16 protein-coding genes are annotated in these 14,964 nt (G+C 57.1%); 4 read left to right on the forward strand and 12 right to left on the reverse strand.

Going from position 1 to position 14,964, the window contains the following annotated elements:
* Positions 1-88 precede the first annotated feature (88 nt).
* The 5 genes from HFP51_RS06630 to HFP51_RS06650 all read right to left on the reverse strand — a co-directional run bounded on the left by HFP51_RS06630 (position 89) and on the right by HFP51_RS06650 (position 5,022).
* Positions 89-643 (reverse strand): peroxiredoxin, encoded by a 555-nt coding sequence (locus tag HFP51_RS06630; RefSeq protein WP_176874954.1) that lies wholly within the window; start codon positions 641-643, stop codon positions 89-91.
* Between the two features lie 154 nt (positions 644-797).
* Positions 798-1,556 carry an ABC transporter ATP-binding protein gene (locus tag HFP51_RS06635; protein WP_176874956.1) on the reverse strand — a complete coding sequence of 253 codons (759 nt, stop codon included), beginning with the start codon at positions 1,554-1,556 and terminating at the stop codon, positions 798-800.
* Entirely contained in the window at positions 1,556-2,356 is an 801-nt protein-coding gene (locus HFP51_RS06640; RefSeq protein ID WP_176874958.1) for an ABC transporter permease, read from the reverse strand. The genes HFP51_RS06635 and HFP51_RS06640 overlap by 1 nt, the downstream gene beginning before the upstream one ends.
* On the reverse strand, positions 2,349-3,395 hold the full coding sequence (gene alr, locus HFP51_RS06645; RefSeq protein WP_176874960.1) for an alanine racemase: 1,047 nt from the start codon (positions 3,393-3,395) through the stop codon (positions 2,349-2,351). The genes HFP51_RS06640 and alr overlap by 8 nt, the downstream gene beginning before the upstream one ends.
* On the reverse strand, positions 3,385-5,022 hold the full coding sequence (locus HFP51_RS06650; protein WP_176874962.1) for an MFS transporter: 1,638 nt from the start codon (positions 5,020-5,022) through the stop codon (positions 3,385-3,387). The genes alr and HFP51_RS06650 overlap by 11 nt, the downstream gene beginning before the upstream one ends.
* A gap of 150 nt (positions 5,023-5,172) precedes the next feature.
* On the opposite strand from HFP51_RS06650, the gene HFP51_RS06655 reads away from it, so the two are divergent.
* Entirely contained in the window at positions 5,173-5,643 is a 471-nt protein-coding gene (locus HFP51_RS06655; protein WP_176874964.1) for a hypothetical protein, read from the forward strand.
* A gap of 7 nt (positions 5,644-5,650) precedes the next feature.
* Here HFP51_RS06655 and HFP51_RS06660 read toward each other — a convergent pair whose 3' ends face one another.
* The 6 genes from HFP51_RS06660 to glmS all read right to left on the reverse strand — a co-directional run bounded on the left by HFP51_RS06660 (position 5,651) and on the right by glmS (position 12,407).
* A complete protein-coding gene (locus tag HFP51_RS06660; protein ID WP_255454923.1) occupies positions 5,651-6,031 on the reverse strand; it encodes a GFA family protein in 381 nt (126 codons plus the stop codon).
* A 5-nt stretch (positions 6,032-6,036) separates the two neighbouring features.
* The gene (cysN, locus tag HFP51_RS06665; protein WP_176874966.1) at positions 6,037-7,950 is read right to left on the reverse strand and encodes a sulfate adenylyltransferase subunit CysN; all 1,914 of its coding nucleotides are present in this window, start codon (positions 7,948-7,950) and stop codon (positions 6,037-6,039) included.
* Complete coding sequence (gene cysD, locus HFP51_RS06670; protein WP_176874968.1) at positions 7,950-8,885, reverse strand: sulfate adenylyltransferase subunit CysD; 936 nt, start codon at positions 8,883-8,885, stop codon at positions 7,950-7,952. The genes cysN and cysD overlap by 1 nt, the downstream gene beginning before the upstream one ends.
* Before the next feature lie 87 nt (positions 8,886-8,972).
* A complete protein-coding gene (locus tag HFP51_RS06675) occupies positions 8,973-10,190 on the reverse strand; it encodes a bifunctional alpha/beta hydrolase/OsmC family protein (RefSeq protein WP_176874970.1) in 1,218 nt (405 codons plus the stop codon).
* Between the two features lie 64 nt (positions 10,191-10,254).
* Positions 10,255-10,587 (reverse strand): DUF423 domain-containing protein, encoded by a 333-nt coding sequence (locus HFP51_RS06680; protein WP_176874972.1) that lies wholly within the window; start codon positions 10,585-10,587, stop codon positions 10,255-10,257.
* Complete coding sequence (gene glmS, locus HFP51_RS06685; RefSeq protein ID WP_176874973.1) at positions 10,584-12,407, reverse strand: glutamine--fructose-6-phosphate transaminase (isomerizing); 1,824 nt, start codon at positions 12,405-12,407, stop codon at positions 10,584-10,586. The genes HFP51_RS06680 and glmS overlap by 4 nt, the downstream gene beginning before the upstream one ends.
* 144 nt (positions 12,408-12,551) lie before the next feature.
* Here glmS and HFP51_RS06690 point away from each other — a divergent pair, with 144 nt between their 5' ends.
* On the forward strand, positions 12,552-12,938 hold the full coding sequence (locus HFP51_RS06690) for a DUF4345 family protein (RefSeq protein ID WP_176874974.1): 387 nt from the start codon (positions 12,552-12,554) through the stop codon (positions 12,936-12,938).
* The gene (locus HFP51_RS06695; RefSeq protein WP_176874976.1) at positions 12,931-13,773 is read left to right on the forward strand and encodes a TauD/TfdA family dioxygenase; all 843 of its coding nucleotides are present in this window, start codon (positions 12,931-12,933) and stop codon (positions 13,771-13,773) included. The genes HFP51_RS06690 and HFP51_RS06695 overlap by 8 nt, the downstream gene beginning before the upstream one ends.
* 182 nt (positions 13,774-13,955) lie before the next feature.
* On the opposite strand, the gene HFP51_RS06700 is transcribed toward HFP51_RS06695, so the two are convergent.
* The gene (locus tag HFP51_RS06700) at positions 13,956-14,336 is read right to left on the reverse strand and encodes a VOC family protein (RefSeq protein ID WP_176874977.1); all 381 of its coding nucleotides are present in this window, start codon (positions 14,334-14,336) and stop codon (positions 13,956-13,958) included.
* Between the two features lie 142 nt (positions 14,337-14,478).
* Between HFP51_RS06700 and soxR the strand changes: the two genes are divergently transcribed.
* Positions 14,479-14,922, forward strand: a complete 444-nt coding sequence (gene soxR, locus HFP51_RS06705; RefSeq protein WP_176874978.1) for a redox-sensitive transcriptional activator SoxR — start codon at positions 14,479-14,481, stop codon at positions 14,920-14,922.
* Positions 14,923-14,964 lie beyond the last annotated feature (42 nt).

The following is a 14,964-nucleotide window of genomic DNA, read 5'->3' on the forward strand; positions in this document are numbered from 1 at the left end:
CCCGCACCGGCCGAGGGGATGGCCAGTGCGGGTTGAGGTCCAAATCGCGACAGTTCAGGGGGAGATCGCGATTCAGGGGGTCGGGAGGTTAGGCGGCCTGTTGGACAGTCTCGCGATTGCTGCGCAGCCACTCCAACAGATTGTCCGGCGTCGATTCAGTATAGGGATCTTCGTCGGAACCATCGTCATTGATCCCCGGCTCTTCGAACCAGGCAACAATCTCGTCATCTTCGACGATCATCGCATAACGCCAGCTGCGATCGCCAAAGCCGAGATGGTCCTTGTTGATCAGCATACCCATGCGCCGCGTGAAATCGCCGGAACCGTCTGGCAGCATCTTGATCTTCTCGACACCCAGATCGAGCGACCATTTATACATGACGAACGCGTCATTGACCGAGATGCAATAGACTTCGTCGACGCCGAGCGCCTTGAAGTCATCATAATAGCGTTCAAAGGCCGGGCATTGTTCGTTTGAACAGGTCGGCGTGAATGCGCCGGGCAGCGAAAAGACGACCGAGCGCTTGCCCGCGAACAGGTCACCAGTTTTCACATCCTGCCAGCGAAACGGGTTTTCGCCAGCGATGCTCTCATCACGAACCCGTGTTTTGAGCGTTACGTCTGGAACAGTACGTCCAAGCATTAATTTGCCTCCAAAGATAGGAAATGGGGATGCACCCCGTGTTTGATCTCTGGCCCGATATGGGCGGGACTCCGGCCGTTATCCAATGGATTTAGCAATAGACAGTTAGTGGCCATTCCGATCAGTGGATTTGCATTGATCGATTTCGCCGCTTTTAGACGACCGGTCCGTCCGCCCGGCCCATGACAAACTGGTCGACATGTTCATCGCCAGTTTCGCGCAGCTCACCCACCGGTCCGGACCAGATAATCTTGCCCTCGTAAAGCATGGCGACACGGTCAGATATTTTCTCAACCGACCCCATGTCATGGGTGATTGTGAGCGCGGTAATGCCCAGGTCCTGGACAAGCTCAACGATCAGCTTGTTGATTACGTCGGTGCGGATCGGATCGAGCCCTGTTGTCGGTTCGTCGAAGAAGATGATCTCCGGCCGCGGCGCAATCGCGCGGGCAAGCGCCACGCGCTTCTGCATGCCACCGGAAAGTTCATTCGGACGAAGATCAAGTACATCCTCTCCCAGTCCGACGCGTTCGAGGTTGTCGAGCGCGATCTTGCGCATTTCGCCGGATCGCTGGCTGCGTCCGCTGGTCAGAGCGAAAGTGACATTGCGCCAAACCGGAAGCGAATCGAATAGCGCACCGCCCTGAAACAGCATGCCGAATTTGGTGCGCACCTGGTCGCGTTCGGCACTGTTCATGCCGCACACATCCTCGCCATCAACAAATATCTGCCCGGCATCGACTTCCATCAGCCCAAGGATGCATTTCAGCATGACCGATTTGCCGCTTCCCGAACCACCGATGATCGTCATCGATTCACCTGGCTGCACCGCAAAGCTCACATCGCGCAGCACATGATTGCTGCCGAAGCTTTTGACGACGCCCCGTAATTCGATCTTGGGTTGCTCACTCATCAGCCGAATGCCGTCAGTGTTACGATAAGGTTGGAGAGCAGGATGAGGATGAACGCGCCGACAACGGCATTGGTCGTCGCCCGGCCCACGCCAGCCGCCCCGCCTCGGGTCGTCAGGCCTGCATAGCAACCGGACAGCGCGATGAAGAAGCCGAATACGGCAGCTTTGACGAGCGACATCATGATATCGTCCGCTTCCAATATGTCGTTGGTCATCGCCAGATAGCCGGCCGGATTGAAGCCGAGCTTGTAGATGGACAGCAGATAGCCGCCGAAAATCCCGATGACATTGGCAATACAGACTAGTATCGGCAGCGTGATCACGCTGGCGAACAAGCGCGGCGCAATCAGATAGCGATAGGGATCGGTTCTGAGCGTCACCATCGCATCAATCTGCTCGGTAACGCGCATCGTGCCAATCTCGGCGGCCATCGATGATGACACCCGGCCGGCCACCATTAGCCCGACGAGCACTGGCCCCAGCTCCCGGACCATCGCGATCACCACGATCGCCGGTACCGTCGACTGCGCATTGAAGCGTGAACCACCGGTATAGATTTGTTGGGCCAGGGCAGCGCCGGTGAAAATTGCGGTCAGCGCGACAACGGGTAAGGACGCCCAGCCGATCTGGAACATCTGGTCGAGCAATTTGAGCGGATACCAGGGCGGCGTCAGCGCCTGCTTGATGGTGTGGAGCGCAAAGAGCGAGACACGACCGACGGTTGCGAATGCACCGATCACTGCCCGCCCGATTGTGGCGAAGAACAGAATCACAGGATTGGGTGCTGCGGGGCTAGTCATTCCACTGGCGCTGATAGCGGCGGCCTAGGGTCGTAAGCAACTCATATTGCGACAGGCCTGACTGTTTAGATGCTTTCGGCAATTCAAATTCGATCGCCAACCAGTCGCCCTCGCGCACCTCCGGCGCCTGATCAACGTTCACCGCAATCAAGTCCATCGACACGCGGCCGATCACCGGACATTGTTTGTCCCCGAAATGGGTGACGCCAGTGCCTGAGAATCCGTGCAGATAGCCATCCGCATAGCCAAGATTGAGGATGGCGAGTTCCATCGGCTCGGTGCTGGTAAAGGTCGCATTGTATCCCACACTTTTACCTACGCCGATCGTTCGCCGCTGGATCACCTGCGCTTCGGGAAAAGCAACCCGCGCGATATGAGGCGCAAGCTCCTCGACCTGCACGCCGCCATAGATCGACAGGCCGGGTCGGGTGAGATCGAAATGATATTTCTTGCCAAGCACAATCCCGGCCGAATTTGCGAGGCTCAAACGCATGGCATCCGTGCGATCTGCGAGCTGTGCGAGCGCGGAATACTGCAGCTCGTTCAACCGATGATCCGGTTCATCGGCGCACGCCAAATGGCTCATCAGCGTATCGATCTTGAGGCCATCCAGCAGGCCGCTGTGAACTTCGTCTTCGCTTAGGCCCAACCTATTCATGCCAGTATCGACCATGACATCGCATGCTCCGCCAGCGGCTTCGCGCCAACGGGCAACCTGTTCGGCCGAGTTGAGACAGGGTCGCGCCGGACTTTCAAGTGCCGACCCCATGTCTTCATTGCGGACGCCATGGAACACGCTGAGTGATGTACCGCTGCACAGATCGGCAATTTCGGCGGCTTCGTCCCATGTGGCGACATAGAAATCGCGGCAGCCAGCAGCCATCAATCGCTCGGTCACATCGCGCACGCCCAGGCCATATCCATTGGCTTTCACCGCCGCGCCGCACGCCGCTGTACCGCTCAGGCGATCAAGCGCGCGCCAATTGCCGCTGAGCGCCTTTCCGTCCAAGCGAAGGCGAAGCGGCGGGTTAGATGTCATCGGCAAAATCGCGCGGTGGCCCGGAGGGGAGGCCCCACCAGGCGACAACCACGCCAAAGGCTACAATCGCCCAGGTGTACCAGAGCCCGGAATAGATATCGCCGGTTCGCGCGACGATGATCCCAGCGATCAAGGGCAGGAAACCGCCAAGATAGCCGGCGCCAATATGATAGGGAATCGACATTGAGCTGTAACGGATCTTGGGTGGGAACATCTCTGACAGCAGCGCCGCGACGGAACCGTATGTCAGCGCAGAGAGGCCAGCGGACACCAGCAGAAGTGCTAATATCCCAACGATATTGATGAAGGGCGGTGTCTGGCGAGTGAAATCGAATCCGCGTTCTGTCAGCGCTGCCTGCACGCCATCGCGGCGCGCAGTCCCATCGGCCAACCACTCATCGGTGATCGCGATATCCTCACCGCCCACCGTCATTGCCACCGTGTCACCGGGTTCGAGCGTGTAGCGCACACCGCTCGATGTCAGTGTTTCGAGGATACGACCGCATTCCGTCTGCTCGCTGCCAAACAGTTCGGCGAAGGGATCGGTCGTGCATTCCGGACCGCTCACCACAACCGGGTTTTCAGCGGCCGCGCGCGCCAGACCCGGATTGGCAAGGCTACCCATACCCCAGAAGATCGGAAACAAAAGGACCAACGCGAGCAAAGCCCCGATCATGATCGGCTTTTTCCGCCCGACCCGATCCGACCATTTGCCGACCATCACATAGAAGATCATGGAAATAAGTCCGGCGGTGAACAGGATCAGCTCGACCGTCAGTTCATCGACCCGCATATCGCGCCGGAGGAAAGAAAGGCCAGAGAAGAAGGCCGTGTACCAGATCGTCGTCAGGACACCGGTCACGCCGAATAACGCCACAAAAATCCGCTTCTTGTTGCCCGGATAGCGAAAGCTTTCAGTAAACGGATTGGCTGCCGTCTCACCCGCCTCTTTCATCGCCTGGAAGACCGGGCTTTCCGACAGTTTGAGTCGCATCCAGAGTGAAATGAAGAGCAGGATGATCGACAGCAGGAACGGCACGCGCCAGCCCCAGGCAGCAAATTGCTCTTCGGGAATGAGGAAACGGCAGGCGAGAACGACGGCGATGCTGAGCACGAAACCGCCGACAACGCTCGCTTGAATGAAGGAGGTGTAGAAGCCGCGCTTCTCAGGCGGCGCATGTTCGGCCACATAGATCGCCGCTCCACCATATTCGCCGCCAAGCGCAAGGCCTTGCAGGATACGAAGGAAAATCACGATGATCGGCGCTGCGATACCGATCGTTGCGGCGGTTGGAATCATTCCCACCCCGGCCGTCGCGATGCCCATCAGTGTAACGGTTACAAGGAAGGTGTATTTGCGCCCCAGCCGGTCCCCGAGAAAGCCGAACAGGATCGCGCCAAGCGGTCGAAATCCAAAGCCAACCGCAAAGCCGGCCCAAACGAGCAGCAACTGCAATGTTTCATTGCCGGCCGGGAAAAAGGCTTGACCAATCAGCGCAGCCAGCGTGCCGTAGATAAAGAAATCATACCATTCGAACACGGTTCCGGCAGATGACGCCGCAATAACGAGACGAACCTCTTTCTTGCTCGGCTCATGCGATGCGGCATCCATTGCTGTGCTGGCCATGCAGCCTCCCCCTCTTATTGTTTGCGGGCCTTATTGCGAGAAAGCGATGGGAACGGCAAGCGGGCAGTACGCCGCCCGACTGCATATTTATCCGTAACATTTGACCATCACCACTGGCTTCTTCATCTTGGACTATCAGGGGGATACATAATGAAAATGCGCATTATTTCAGCTCTGGCAGTTTGCGCTGGCATTTCAGCTCCGACAGTCGCGGAACCGACAGCACTGGCAGATTGCCGAAGCGAAGGCTTTACCGTCGACACCGTTATCGTCTCAGAACAGTTTCAGAGCCCCCGACAATTTCGGAATGGCATGGTCACCTTGTTCCAGCTGCAGACCAATCATAGCCCCTATGCCGGGGCCGGCTTCGCAATCAATTATTATCCCGGCGAGGGAGAAAACATGGCGTGCATGGGCCGGGACATGTTTTCCAGCGTGAATATCGCCGCCGCAACGGCGGTATTTGTGGAAGGCGAAGGGCTGACAATCACAATCCCGGGTACCGTTCACAGTGGCAGCTGGAACGAAGAGACCGAACAGCCAATCTTCGATGATGTCATCACGGTTTTGCGCTATAATCCCGACGATGGCAGCCTGATCGCGCTATCCGACACGGAATAGCAGCCGCTTACAGATTTGCCTTGGCCGCTTCCCAATTCTGCCCGTCATACTTGCGAATCGTCACGTCCAAGCCATGCCCCTCATCGAGCGCGTTATAGTTGACGCTCCAGGCTTCTGGGTGGCTGCGCGGCTGGTAATAGCTTTTGATTCCGCAATGGCGGCAAAACAGATGGTCAGCCTGACCCGTCCCGAAACGATAGGAGCTGAGCGCCTCCTCGCCTGACATCAATGTGAAATCTTCATGCGGAACGATCAGGTGGAGGAAGCCAGTCTTGCTGCACATCGAACAATTGCAGTCGAGCAATTCCGGGCGAGGCTCACGGATCAAGGCTTCGAAACGCACGGCCCCGCAATGGCAACCGCCGCGAACGATCATCCCTTCTTCCATGTGGCTTAGCCTCCGTTGAACAATTGCTCGACGATATATTCGGCCGCTTCTTCCGCGCTCATCTCGACTGTGTTCACCCGGATCTCCGCCTGCTTTGGCTCCTCATAAGGACTGTCGATGCCGGTAAAGTTCTTCAGCTCGCCAGAACGCGCTTTCTTGTAGAGCCCTTTGACATCGCGCTCTTCGGCAACTTCGAGCGGCGTATCGACAAACACTTCGACAAACTCGCCCTCGGGTACCATTTGACGCACCATCTGCCGCTCCGCCCGGAACGGACTGATAAAGGCTGTCAGCACAATCAGCCCGGCATCGGTCATCAGTTTCGCTACTTCGCCAACGCGACGGATATTCTCCACCCGATCGGCATCGGTAAAGCCCAGATCACGATTGAGACCGTGCCGGACATTATCACCATCAAGCAGGAAGCTGTGACGCCCCATTGTGTGCAATTTCTTCTCTACCAAGTTGGCGATCGTCGACTTGCCGGAACCCGACAGGCCGGTGAACCAGAGCAATTTGGCCCGCTGACCTTTTTGTTCAGCATGCGCCTCGCGCGTCACGTCGATTGCCTGCCAGTGAATATTTTGCGATCGCCGCAGGGCGAAATGGATCATTCCTGCACCAACGGTTGCATTGGTCAGCCTGTCGATCAAGATAAAGCCGCCAAGGTCTGGATTATCATCATATGCGGTGAATGGAATCGATGTGTCGGTAGAGATATTGCAGACAGCAATCCCGTTTAATCCCAACTCCTTACCGGGCGATTTTGCCATTGTATTGACGTTCACCTGGTATTTCTCGTCCGTAATCGTTGCACGAAGAGAATTGGTACCGATTTTCATTGCATAGGGACGACCCGGCAGCATCGGCTCATCGGCCATCCATACAACCGTCGCTTCAAACTGGTCGGCGGTTTCAGGCGGAGAATCGGAAGCCGCAATCACGTCTCCGCGCGAACAATCGATCTCATCAACAAGGGTGATAGTGACGGACTGGCCGGCGATTGCGTGATCAAGATCGCCATCCATGGTGACGATCCGTTCAACTGTGGAAGTCTTGCCTGACGGCAGGACCCGCACCGCGTCGCCGGGTGCCACCCGGCCACTGGCAATCATCCCAGAAAAACCCCGAAAATCGAGATTGGGGCGGTTCACCCATTGGACTGCCATTCGGAACGGCGCCTTGCGGCGTCGATCATAGTCGAGACCAACGGTTTCCAGATGATCAAGAAGAGCCGGACCCTGATACCAAGGGGTCGCATCACTCATGCCGATGATATTGTCGCCCTTCAGGCCCGAAACCGGGACCGCGAGGAAATCCTCGATGCCAATCTCTTTGGCAAAATCACGGTAATCCGAAACGATATCGTCGAATGCACCCTGGTCGTAATCGACAAGATCCATCTTGTTCACAGCAAGAACGATATTCCGGATACCCAGAAGGTGAACGAGATAGCTGTGGCGGCGCGTTTGGGTGAGCACGCCTTTCCGCGCATCAATCAGGATCACGGCAAGATCTGCGGTCGACGCGCCGGTCACCATGTTGCGCGTATATTGCTCGTGCCCCGGTGTATCGGCGACAATGAATTTCCGCTTGTCGGTCGCGAAAAAACGATAGGCGACGTCGATTGTGATGCCTTGCTCGCGCTCGGCGGCGAGGCCGTCGACCAGCAACGCGAAATCGATATCCTGACCCTGGGTCCCAACCTGTTTGCTATCGGCTTCGAGCGCGGCGAGCTGATCCTCAAAGATCATCTTGGAATCGTAAAGCAGTCGCCCGATCAGCGTCGACTTGCCGTCATCGACAGAACCACAGGTGATGAAGCGCAACAGCGACTTATGCTGATGCTGTTCTAAATATGCGTTGATATCTTCGGCGGCCAGCGCGTCCGGGCGGTAGGAGGTATCGATATCGGCCATTAGAAATACCCCTCGCGCTTCTTCTGTTCCATCGAAGCGCCCTGCCCTTTGTCGATCGACCGTCCCTGCCGTTCCGAACCGGTCGCCAAGAGCATTTCCTGGATGATCGAAGGCAGATCAGCGGCGTCGCTTTCAACTGCGCCTGTCAGCGGGTAGCAACCCAACGTCCTGAAGCGGATCGACTTTTCGACCGGCTCCTCGCCATCTTCGAAGCGGAACCGATCATCATCTGTCATCAGCAACAAGCCATCGCGTTCAACCGTTGGGCGTGTGGCGGAATAATAAAGCGGTACGATATTGATCTGCTCAAGATGGATATATTGCCAAATGTCGAGCTCGGTCCAATTGGACAGCGGGAAGACCCGGATACTTTCGCCCTTATTCTTGCGCGCATTATAGAGCGACCAAAGTTCGGGGCGCTGGTTTTTCGGATCCCAGCCATGACTTTGATTGCGGAAACTGAAAACGCGTTCTTTTGCCCGAGCCTTTTCCTCGTCGCGTCGTCCGCCGCCAAAGGCTGCGTCGAACCCGTGTTCCGTCAGCGCTTGTTTGAGCGGGTCGGTAAGCATGGTTTGCGAATAGAGCGCGGAACCTGTGTCGAACGGGTTGATGCCCGCGGCCTCGCCCTCGTCATTGTGATGGACAATCAGCTCCAGCCCATATTCCTTAGCCGTCCGATCGCGATGGTCGATCAGGGCCTGAAAATCCCATCCCGAGGCAATGTGCAAAAACGGAAATGGTGGGCGCCCCGGGAAAAAGGCCTTGAGCGCGATGTGCAGCATGACCGAACTGTCCTTGCCAACGCTGTATAGCATGACTGGGTTCTCGGTCTCGGCGACGACCTCACGCATGATATGGATCGCCTCTGCTTCAAGGCGCTCAAGATGCGTAAGCCGTTCCGGCGTAATGCCGTTTGATGGGTTATCTGCTGTCATGAATCCGCATTTAGGGCCAAAGCACGCACTTGGCGAGCCTCGGATGATTGAGGCCGCTAAAGAGCAGCTTTCACCGCAGGACGCGGATTACTCGATCACACTGGTATGGATATCAATCCGATTTTCCAATGTTCGGTGGACAGGGCAGCGATCGGCAATTTCAATCAATCGGCTATGCTGCTCCTCGCTCAGGTCGCCGACAATCTCGATCGCCCGGTCAATCACATCAATCCGGTTTTCGTCATTGTTGCATGTGGTGCAATCTTCGACATGTTCGCGGCTATGCTCGAGCTCGACTTTGACGCTCTGCAACGGAAACTTCTTGCGCGCGGCGTACATTTGCATGGTCATCGCGGTGCACGCACCCAATCCGGCGAGCAGCAGATCATAGGGTGTCGGCCCAAGATCATCGCCACCAAAGGAGAGTGGCTCGTCGGCCAGAAATGCGTGCGGACCGGCTTCCACACGCTGGGTGAATTTTCCGCCTGCCGTTTCCACGGTTACAACGCCGCTGCGATGCTCTTCGCGAGCCTCCTCGTCGGTCTCGACATAGCGCGCTGCCCAAGCTGAAATCAGCCCGGCAACATAGCGCCCGGCATGACGTTCGGTCAGCAAATGGTCATAACCGTCCAAAGAAACAAAGCTTTTCGGGTGGTTCGCCGCCTGGAAGAGCAGGCTCGCATTATCGATTCCAACAATGGAATCATTGGGTGCATGCATGACAAGGAGCGCCGCATCGAGGTCGGCAACCCGTGCTTCTTGCGGTTGGTTGCGCATCTGCTCGACAAATTCCTGGCCGACCCGAAAGGCGCGGCCGGCAATATGCACATCAGCCTCGCCTTCGGCCTCAACCTTGGCGAGATCATCGCCCAGCTGCCCTAGCACATGCTCAACGTCGAATGGCGCGCCGATTGTCGCGACGGCCTTCACTTCGGCGATATGTTCTGCCACCGCAATTACAGCGGCGCCGCCCAGACTATGGCCAATGAGAAGAGAGGGCGCGGAGTACCGCTCCCGCAGGGCATCGGCCGCGGCGATGAGATCGGCAACATTGGATGCAAAGCCGCTATTGGCGAATTCGCCCTCGCTGCCACCCAGGCCTGTAAAGTCGAAGCGCAATACGGCAATGCCCTGCTCTGCCAACGATGCCGACACTTGCGTCGCCGCACGGCTTTGCTTTGTGCAGGTAAAGCAATGCGCAAACAGCGCCATCGCACCCGGCTTCCCGCGCGGGAGTTCGAGACGTCCGTCGAGCGTCTGCCCATCCTTGCTGGTGAACTGAAACTTCTCGGTCGTGCTGGTCATTATGCGTATCCTCCTGTTCCCCGCTGGTTCGGAGCGGCAGCGTGCGAGGTTACGAATGCGTCGGCTAGCCGCGCATTGCCTGCCAGGCGAACCACAGCCATCCACCAATCATCAAGACGCCGCCTACAGGCGTGATTGCGCCAAACCAACGCGGTGCTCCGATCGCCATCAGATACAGCGTGACGGCGAACAGAAATCCACCGATGATGAATAACCACGCTGGCCCCCGCGCTTCCAACTGAAGCGCCAACAGGGCGGCCAGCGCATGGGCAAGCTGATACTGTGCGCCCGTCTTGAGCCACTCCGCATTGTCACCCTCCGCGCCATGCGCACCAAAAGCCCCAGCCGCCACAGCCATCGCTCCTGATAGAGTCGCGAACAGCAGGACAAGGTTCATTCGACGGTCACGCTCTTGGCAAGGTTGCGCGGCTGATCGACATCCGTGCCTTTCGCGACCGCCACATGATAGGCGAGCAGCTGGACCGGAATAGCGTAAACCAGCGGCGCGATGAGCGGATGGACTTTGGGCATTTCGATGGTTGCGATCGTCCCCTCACCGGCCTTCGCGATACCGTCGGCGTCCGAAATCAACACGACCTGCGCACCGCGTGCCTGGGCTTCCTGCATATTGGACACGGTTTTCTCAAATAACGGCCCGGACGGAGCAATCACAATGAGCGGTACCGCGTCGTCAATCAGCGCGATCGGCCCATGTTTCATTTCACCCGATGCATAGCCTTCGGCATGAATATAGCTGATTTCCTTGAGTTTTAGTGCACCTTCCAGAGCCATCGGATAATCGGGACCGCGACCCAGATAGAGCACATCACGAGCTTCGGCGATTGTCCCCGCCATGGCCGCGATCTCATCGTCATGGTTCAGCGCTTCGTTCATGGCTTCCGGCGCTTCTGCCAGATGCTGCACGATCTCGCGCTCTGCTTCGGGATCGAGCTTGCCTTTGGCGCGCGCAAGATTGGTCGCAAAAGCGGCCATCACGGCAAGCTGACAGGTAAAGGCCTTGGTAGAAGCCACGCCAATTTCAGGCCCGGCATGGGTCGATAGCAGCAGATCGACTTCGCGAGCCATTGAACTGGTCGGCACATTGATAATACCGGCCGTCTTGATTCCCGCCGCTTTGCAATGTTTGAGCGCAGCGAGTGTATCGGCGGTCTCTCCAGATTGGGAAATGAACAGAGCCAGCTGGTCTTCCGTGAGAACCGGCTCACGATATCTAAACTCAGACGCGACATCGACTTCGACCGGAACCCGGGCAAATTGCTCGATCCAATATTTGCCGATCATCGCGACATAGCTGCTGGTGCCGCACGCGACGATCGAGACTCGATCAAAACCGGCAAGGTCAAACTCCATGTCGGGAAGCGCAACCTGTTCTTCCAACGGGCGCAAATAGCTTTGCAGCGTTTGGGCGACCACGATTGGTTGCTCGAAAATCTCTTTCCGCATGAAGTGGCTATGATTGCCTTTTTCGATGACCGAAGCAGACGCACCCGACACGGTCACCGGACGGGCAACCAGCTTGTCATCACTGTCATAAATCATTGTCGCATCACGCCGGATGACGACCATGTCGCCTTCTTCGAGATAGCTGATTTTCTGCGTGAAAGGCGCAAGGGCCAAGGCATCCGAGCCGAAGAAGCTCTCGCCATCGCCATGGCCGACGACCAGCGGCGAGCCAAGACGGGCACCGATCAACAGGTCCGGGTCACTGCGGAACATGATCGCCAGCGCAAAGGCGCCATGCAAGCGATCGAGTGTATTGCGAACCGCCTGGCGTGGATCTGTCCCCGCTTCAATTTCTTCGGTGACCAGATGGGCGACAACCTCCGTATCGGTCTCGCTTTCAAATGTGCGCCCGCGCGCGAGTAGCTCCTCACGCAGCTCCTTGAAATTCTCAATGATACCATTGTGGACGAGCGCAACTTCTTCCGTCGCGTGGGGATGCGCGTTGTCCGTCGTCGGCGCGCCATGCGTCGCCCACCGGGTATGCGCAATACCGGTTATCCCGTCGATCGGATCTTGGCCGAGCACCGAAACCAGATTGTCGAGCTTCCCTTCGGCTCGGCGCCGTTCAATCTGGCCATCAGAAAGCGTTGCAACACCGGCAGAATCATAGCCCCGATATTCGAGCCGACGCAGGCCTTCGATCAGCCGGTCGGTTACATTAGCCGTTCCGAGTATCCCGATAATTCCGCACATAGGCCCCTACTTTTTGACTGGCTTCCGCCACTTACTTGAGAATGCTCTTAGACCGAAACGTCCGAGCATCAAGTAAACATCGGCGGTCCGAGACTTGACCCGATCCCGATTCCTGCCATTTTCAGCCAAACGGGAGAGGTTTTCATGGCAATTTTGGTTCGTATTCTGGTCTTACTGCTCGGGCTATTCAACATTTTTCTGGGTATTTCATTTCTCTTCAACCCAGCCGAAATGGCAGGAGATTTCTTCCTCGAGCCGCAAGGGATTCAAGGCCTCGCCACAATTCGCGCGGACTATCCCGCATTCTTTCTCACCGCCGGTGGATTCGCCCTCTACAGCGCATGGAAACAAAGCGGGTGGCCGCTTCTCGTGCCAATGTGTTTGATGTCGATCGCAATTATCGGACGGGTGGTGAGCTTGGCGCTGGACGGCGAAGCCCCAACCGCGTTTCAACCGATGGTCGTCGAAGCGATCATGATTGCCATCTCGGTTATCGGCTATCGCGTGTTCGGGAGGTCAGCCCATGCCTGAAGCCGTCCGCGTCGAACCGATTGCCGGGGCATTGGGCGCTGAAATTGGCGGCGTAAATCTCGCCGGTGACCTGTCGAACAGCGACTTCGATGCGATCCATGATGCGTTCCTGAAACATCATGTGATTTTCTTTCGCGATCAGCACGACCTGACGCCTGAAGCCCATAAAAGTTTTGGCCAGCGTTTCGGCAGCCTCAATGTTCACCCCTATGTCAGCGGCATGGACGCGCATCCCGAGATCATGGAGATCATCAAGGAGCCTGAGGAAAAACTGAATTTTGGCGGCGGTTGGCATTCGGACATGTCATTTCTCGAAAAGCCTGCGCTCGGTTCGATCCTGCATGCAATCGAAGTTCCGCCCTTTGGTGGCGATACGCTTTTCGCCAACCAAGTGGCGGCCTATGAAGCGCTCTCGGATGGCATGAAGGCGATGCTGGACGGAATGGTCGCGATCCACTCAGCATCCCGCGAATATAGCGCGCGCGGCCATTCGGCACAGGCCCGCAAATCAATGGATGCGCAGGTTGCTGACGATGCGCCCGAATATGAGCACCCGGTTGTCCGAACCCACCCGGAAACGGGCCGCAAGGCGCTCTATGTCAATCCGGCCTTCACGCTACGTTTCAAGGATATGACAAAGCGTGAGAGTAGACCGCTGCTCAATTTCCTGTTCGAGCATAGCCGGGATGAACGCTTCACCTGTCGGTTCCGCTGGAGCGATGGTGCTGTGGCCTTTTGGGACAATCGCTGTGTCTGGCACTATGCCTTGAACGATTATCATGGCCACCGCCGCCATATGCGCCGGGTTACCGTGAATGGAGACCGGCCGGCCTGAGCCCGGGCTCTGCATAGCGCATCGACCGCATCTGCGTTGGCTGAGACATCTTTCCTTGCAAAGGACGGCTGGGTGCCTGTCGCCGGCGGTTCACAGAGATAACTGCGATGTCCGCAGTCCGTCCATGACCATGTTTGACCATGGCCGCGCAGAAGCGGGCCCAGCGAGTGGATATGTGCTGCTCAGGCATAGCTCACCACCTCGAACTCAATGCCATTCCAGTCGAAGAAATAGAAACGGCGACCCGGTTCGTAGTCATCATGGCTAAACGGGGTCAGCCCGGCCGCGACCACCTGCTCTTCAACCGCATCAAGGTCGTCCACGACCACACCGACATGATTGAGCGGCCTGCTTTTCGAAAATTTTTGATCCGCAGCCTGGACATCGTCATTGGTGTAGAGCGCGAGATAATCCTCCTCGCTACCGACATGGATCGTATGCCCGCCCAACATTGAGGGGCCTTCCCAACGGATCTTCCAGCCGAACAGGTCTTCCATCAACTGTGCTGATCGTTGCGGGTCTGTCACCGTGATATTTACATGTTCAATTCGTCCAGTTTTCATTGCTTTTCTCCTGTTTTATCCGGGTGATGACGCGCCGTTCCAGCGCTTCACCCGCCCGTTCGTTCGTTTGATTTGTCTTTTCTACAACCTCAACCTAAGTTGAGCTCAAGAGAATTATTCACAAAGAAAAGCGATCAGACTTATGGCCAAATCAAATCTGCTGACGATCGGTGATCTTGCCGCCCGGACGGGCCTCTCGGTTTCCGCGATCCGCTTCTATGAAGACAAGGGTTTGGTACATCCGCTGCGCAGCGCTGGTGGCCAACGGCGCTTTCTGCGCTCCGATATCCGCCGTCTCTCCTTCGTGCTGATTGCCCAGCAATTGGGCTTGTCGATCGGGGAGATCGCGAAACAGCTCAAGCTGCTGCCCGAGGGACGCGCGCCAACACAGCGGGACTGGACCCGGATCAGCAAGGCAATTCGCGGTACGATCGATGCGCGGATCGCGGAATTGGAGCGGACGCGAGACCGGTTGGATGGCTGTATCGGATGCGGCTGCCTGAGCCTCAAAAAGTGCCAGCTCTATAATCCGGAAGATCGGGCTGGGTTGAAAGGCCCGGGGCCGCGCCACCTGATCGAAGCGTAAGCCGTACCCCTCAGGCCGATGACAATCGATGGATCATTCTGC

Origin of the sequence: Parasphingopyxis sp. CP4 (assembly GCF_013378055.1) — a bacterium.
Taxonomy (GTDB): Bacteria; Pseudomonadota; Alphaproteobacteria; order Sphingomonadales; family Sphingomonadaceae; genus Parasphingopyxis.

Bases quoted from the DNA above. Each gene is read 5' to 3' on its own strand.
- HFP51_RS06650 (WP_176874962.1), bottom strand. From the start codon at position 5,022: ATGGCCAGCACAGCAATGGATGCCGCATCGCATGAGCCGAGCAAGAAA.
- HFP51_RS06635 (WP_176874956.1), bottom strand. From the start codon at position 1,556: ATGAGTGAGCAACCCAAGATCGAATTACGGGGCGTCGTCAAAAGCTTC.
- HFP51_RS06690 (WP_176874974.1), top strand. From the start codon at position 12,552: ATGGCAATTTTGGTTCGTATTCTGGTCTTACTGCTCGGGCTATTCAAC.
- HFP51_RS06655 (WP_176874964.1), top strand. From the start codon at position 5,173: ATGAAAATGCGCATTATTTCAGCTCTGGCAGTTTGCGCTGGCATTTCA.
- HFP51_RS06700 (WP_176874977.1), bottom strand. From the start codon at position 14,336: ATGAAAACTGGACGAATTGAACATGTAAATATCACGGTGACAGACCCG.
- alr (WP_176874960.1), bottom strand. From the start codon at position 3,395: ATGACATCTAACCCGCCGCTTCGCCTTCGCTTGGACGGAAAGGCGCTC.
- HFP51_RS06640 (WP_176874958.1), bottom strand. From the start codon at position 2,356: ATGACTAGCCCCGCAGCACCCAATCCTGTGATTCTGTTCTTCGCCACA.
- HFP51_RS06675 (WP_176874970.1), bottom strand. From the start codon at position 10,190: ATGACCAGCACGACCGAGAAGTTTCAGTTCACCAGCAAGGATGGGCAG.
- HFP51_RS06680 (WP_176874972.1), bottom strand. From the start codon at position 10,587: ATGAACCTTGTCCTGCTGTTCGCGACTCTATCAGGAGCGATGGCTGTG.
- HFP51_RS06630 (WP_176874954.1), bottom strand. From the start codon at position 643: ATGCTTGGACGTACTGTTCCAGACGTAACGCTCAAAACACGGGTTCGT.
- cysD (WP_176874968.1), bottom strand. From the start codon at position 8,885: ATGACAGCAGATAACCCATCAAACGGCATTACGCCGGAACGGCTTACG.
- glmS (WP_176874973.1), bottom strand. From the start codon at position 12,407: ATGTGCGGAATTATCGGGATACTCGGAACGGCTAATGTAACCGACCGG.
- soxR (WP_176874978.1), top strand. From the start codon at position 14,479: ATGGCCAAATCAAATCTGCTGACGATCGGTGATCTTGCCGCCCGGACG.
- cysN (WP_176874966.1), bottom strand. From the start codon at position 7,950: ATGGCCGATATCGATACCTCCTACCGCCCGGACGCGCTGGCCGCCGAA.
- HFP51_RS06695 (WP_176874976.1), top strand. From the start codon at position 12,931: ATGCCTGAAGCCGTCCGCGTCGAACCGATTGCCGGGGCATTGGGCGCT.
- HFP51_RS06660 (WP_255454923.1), bottom strand. From the start codon at position 6,031: ATGGAAGAAGGGATGATCGTTCGCGGCGGTTGCCATTGCGGGGCCGTG.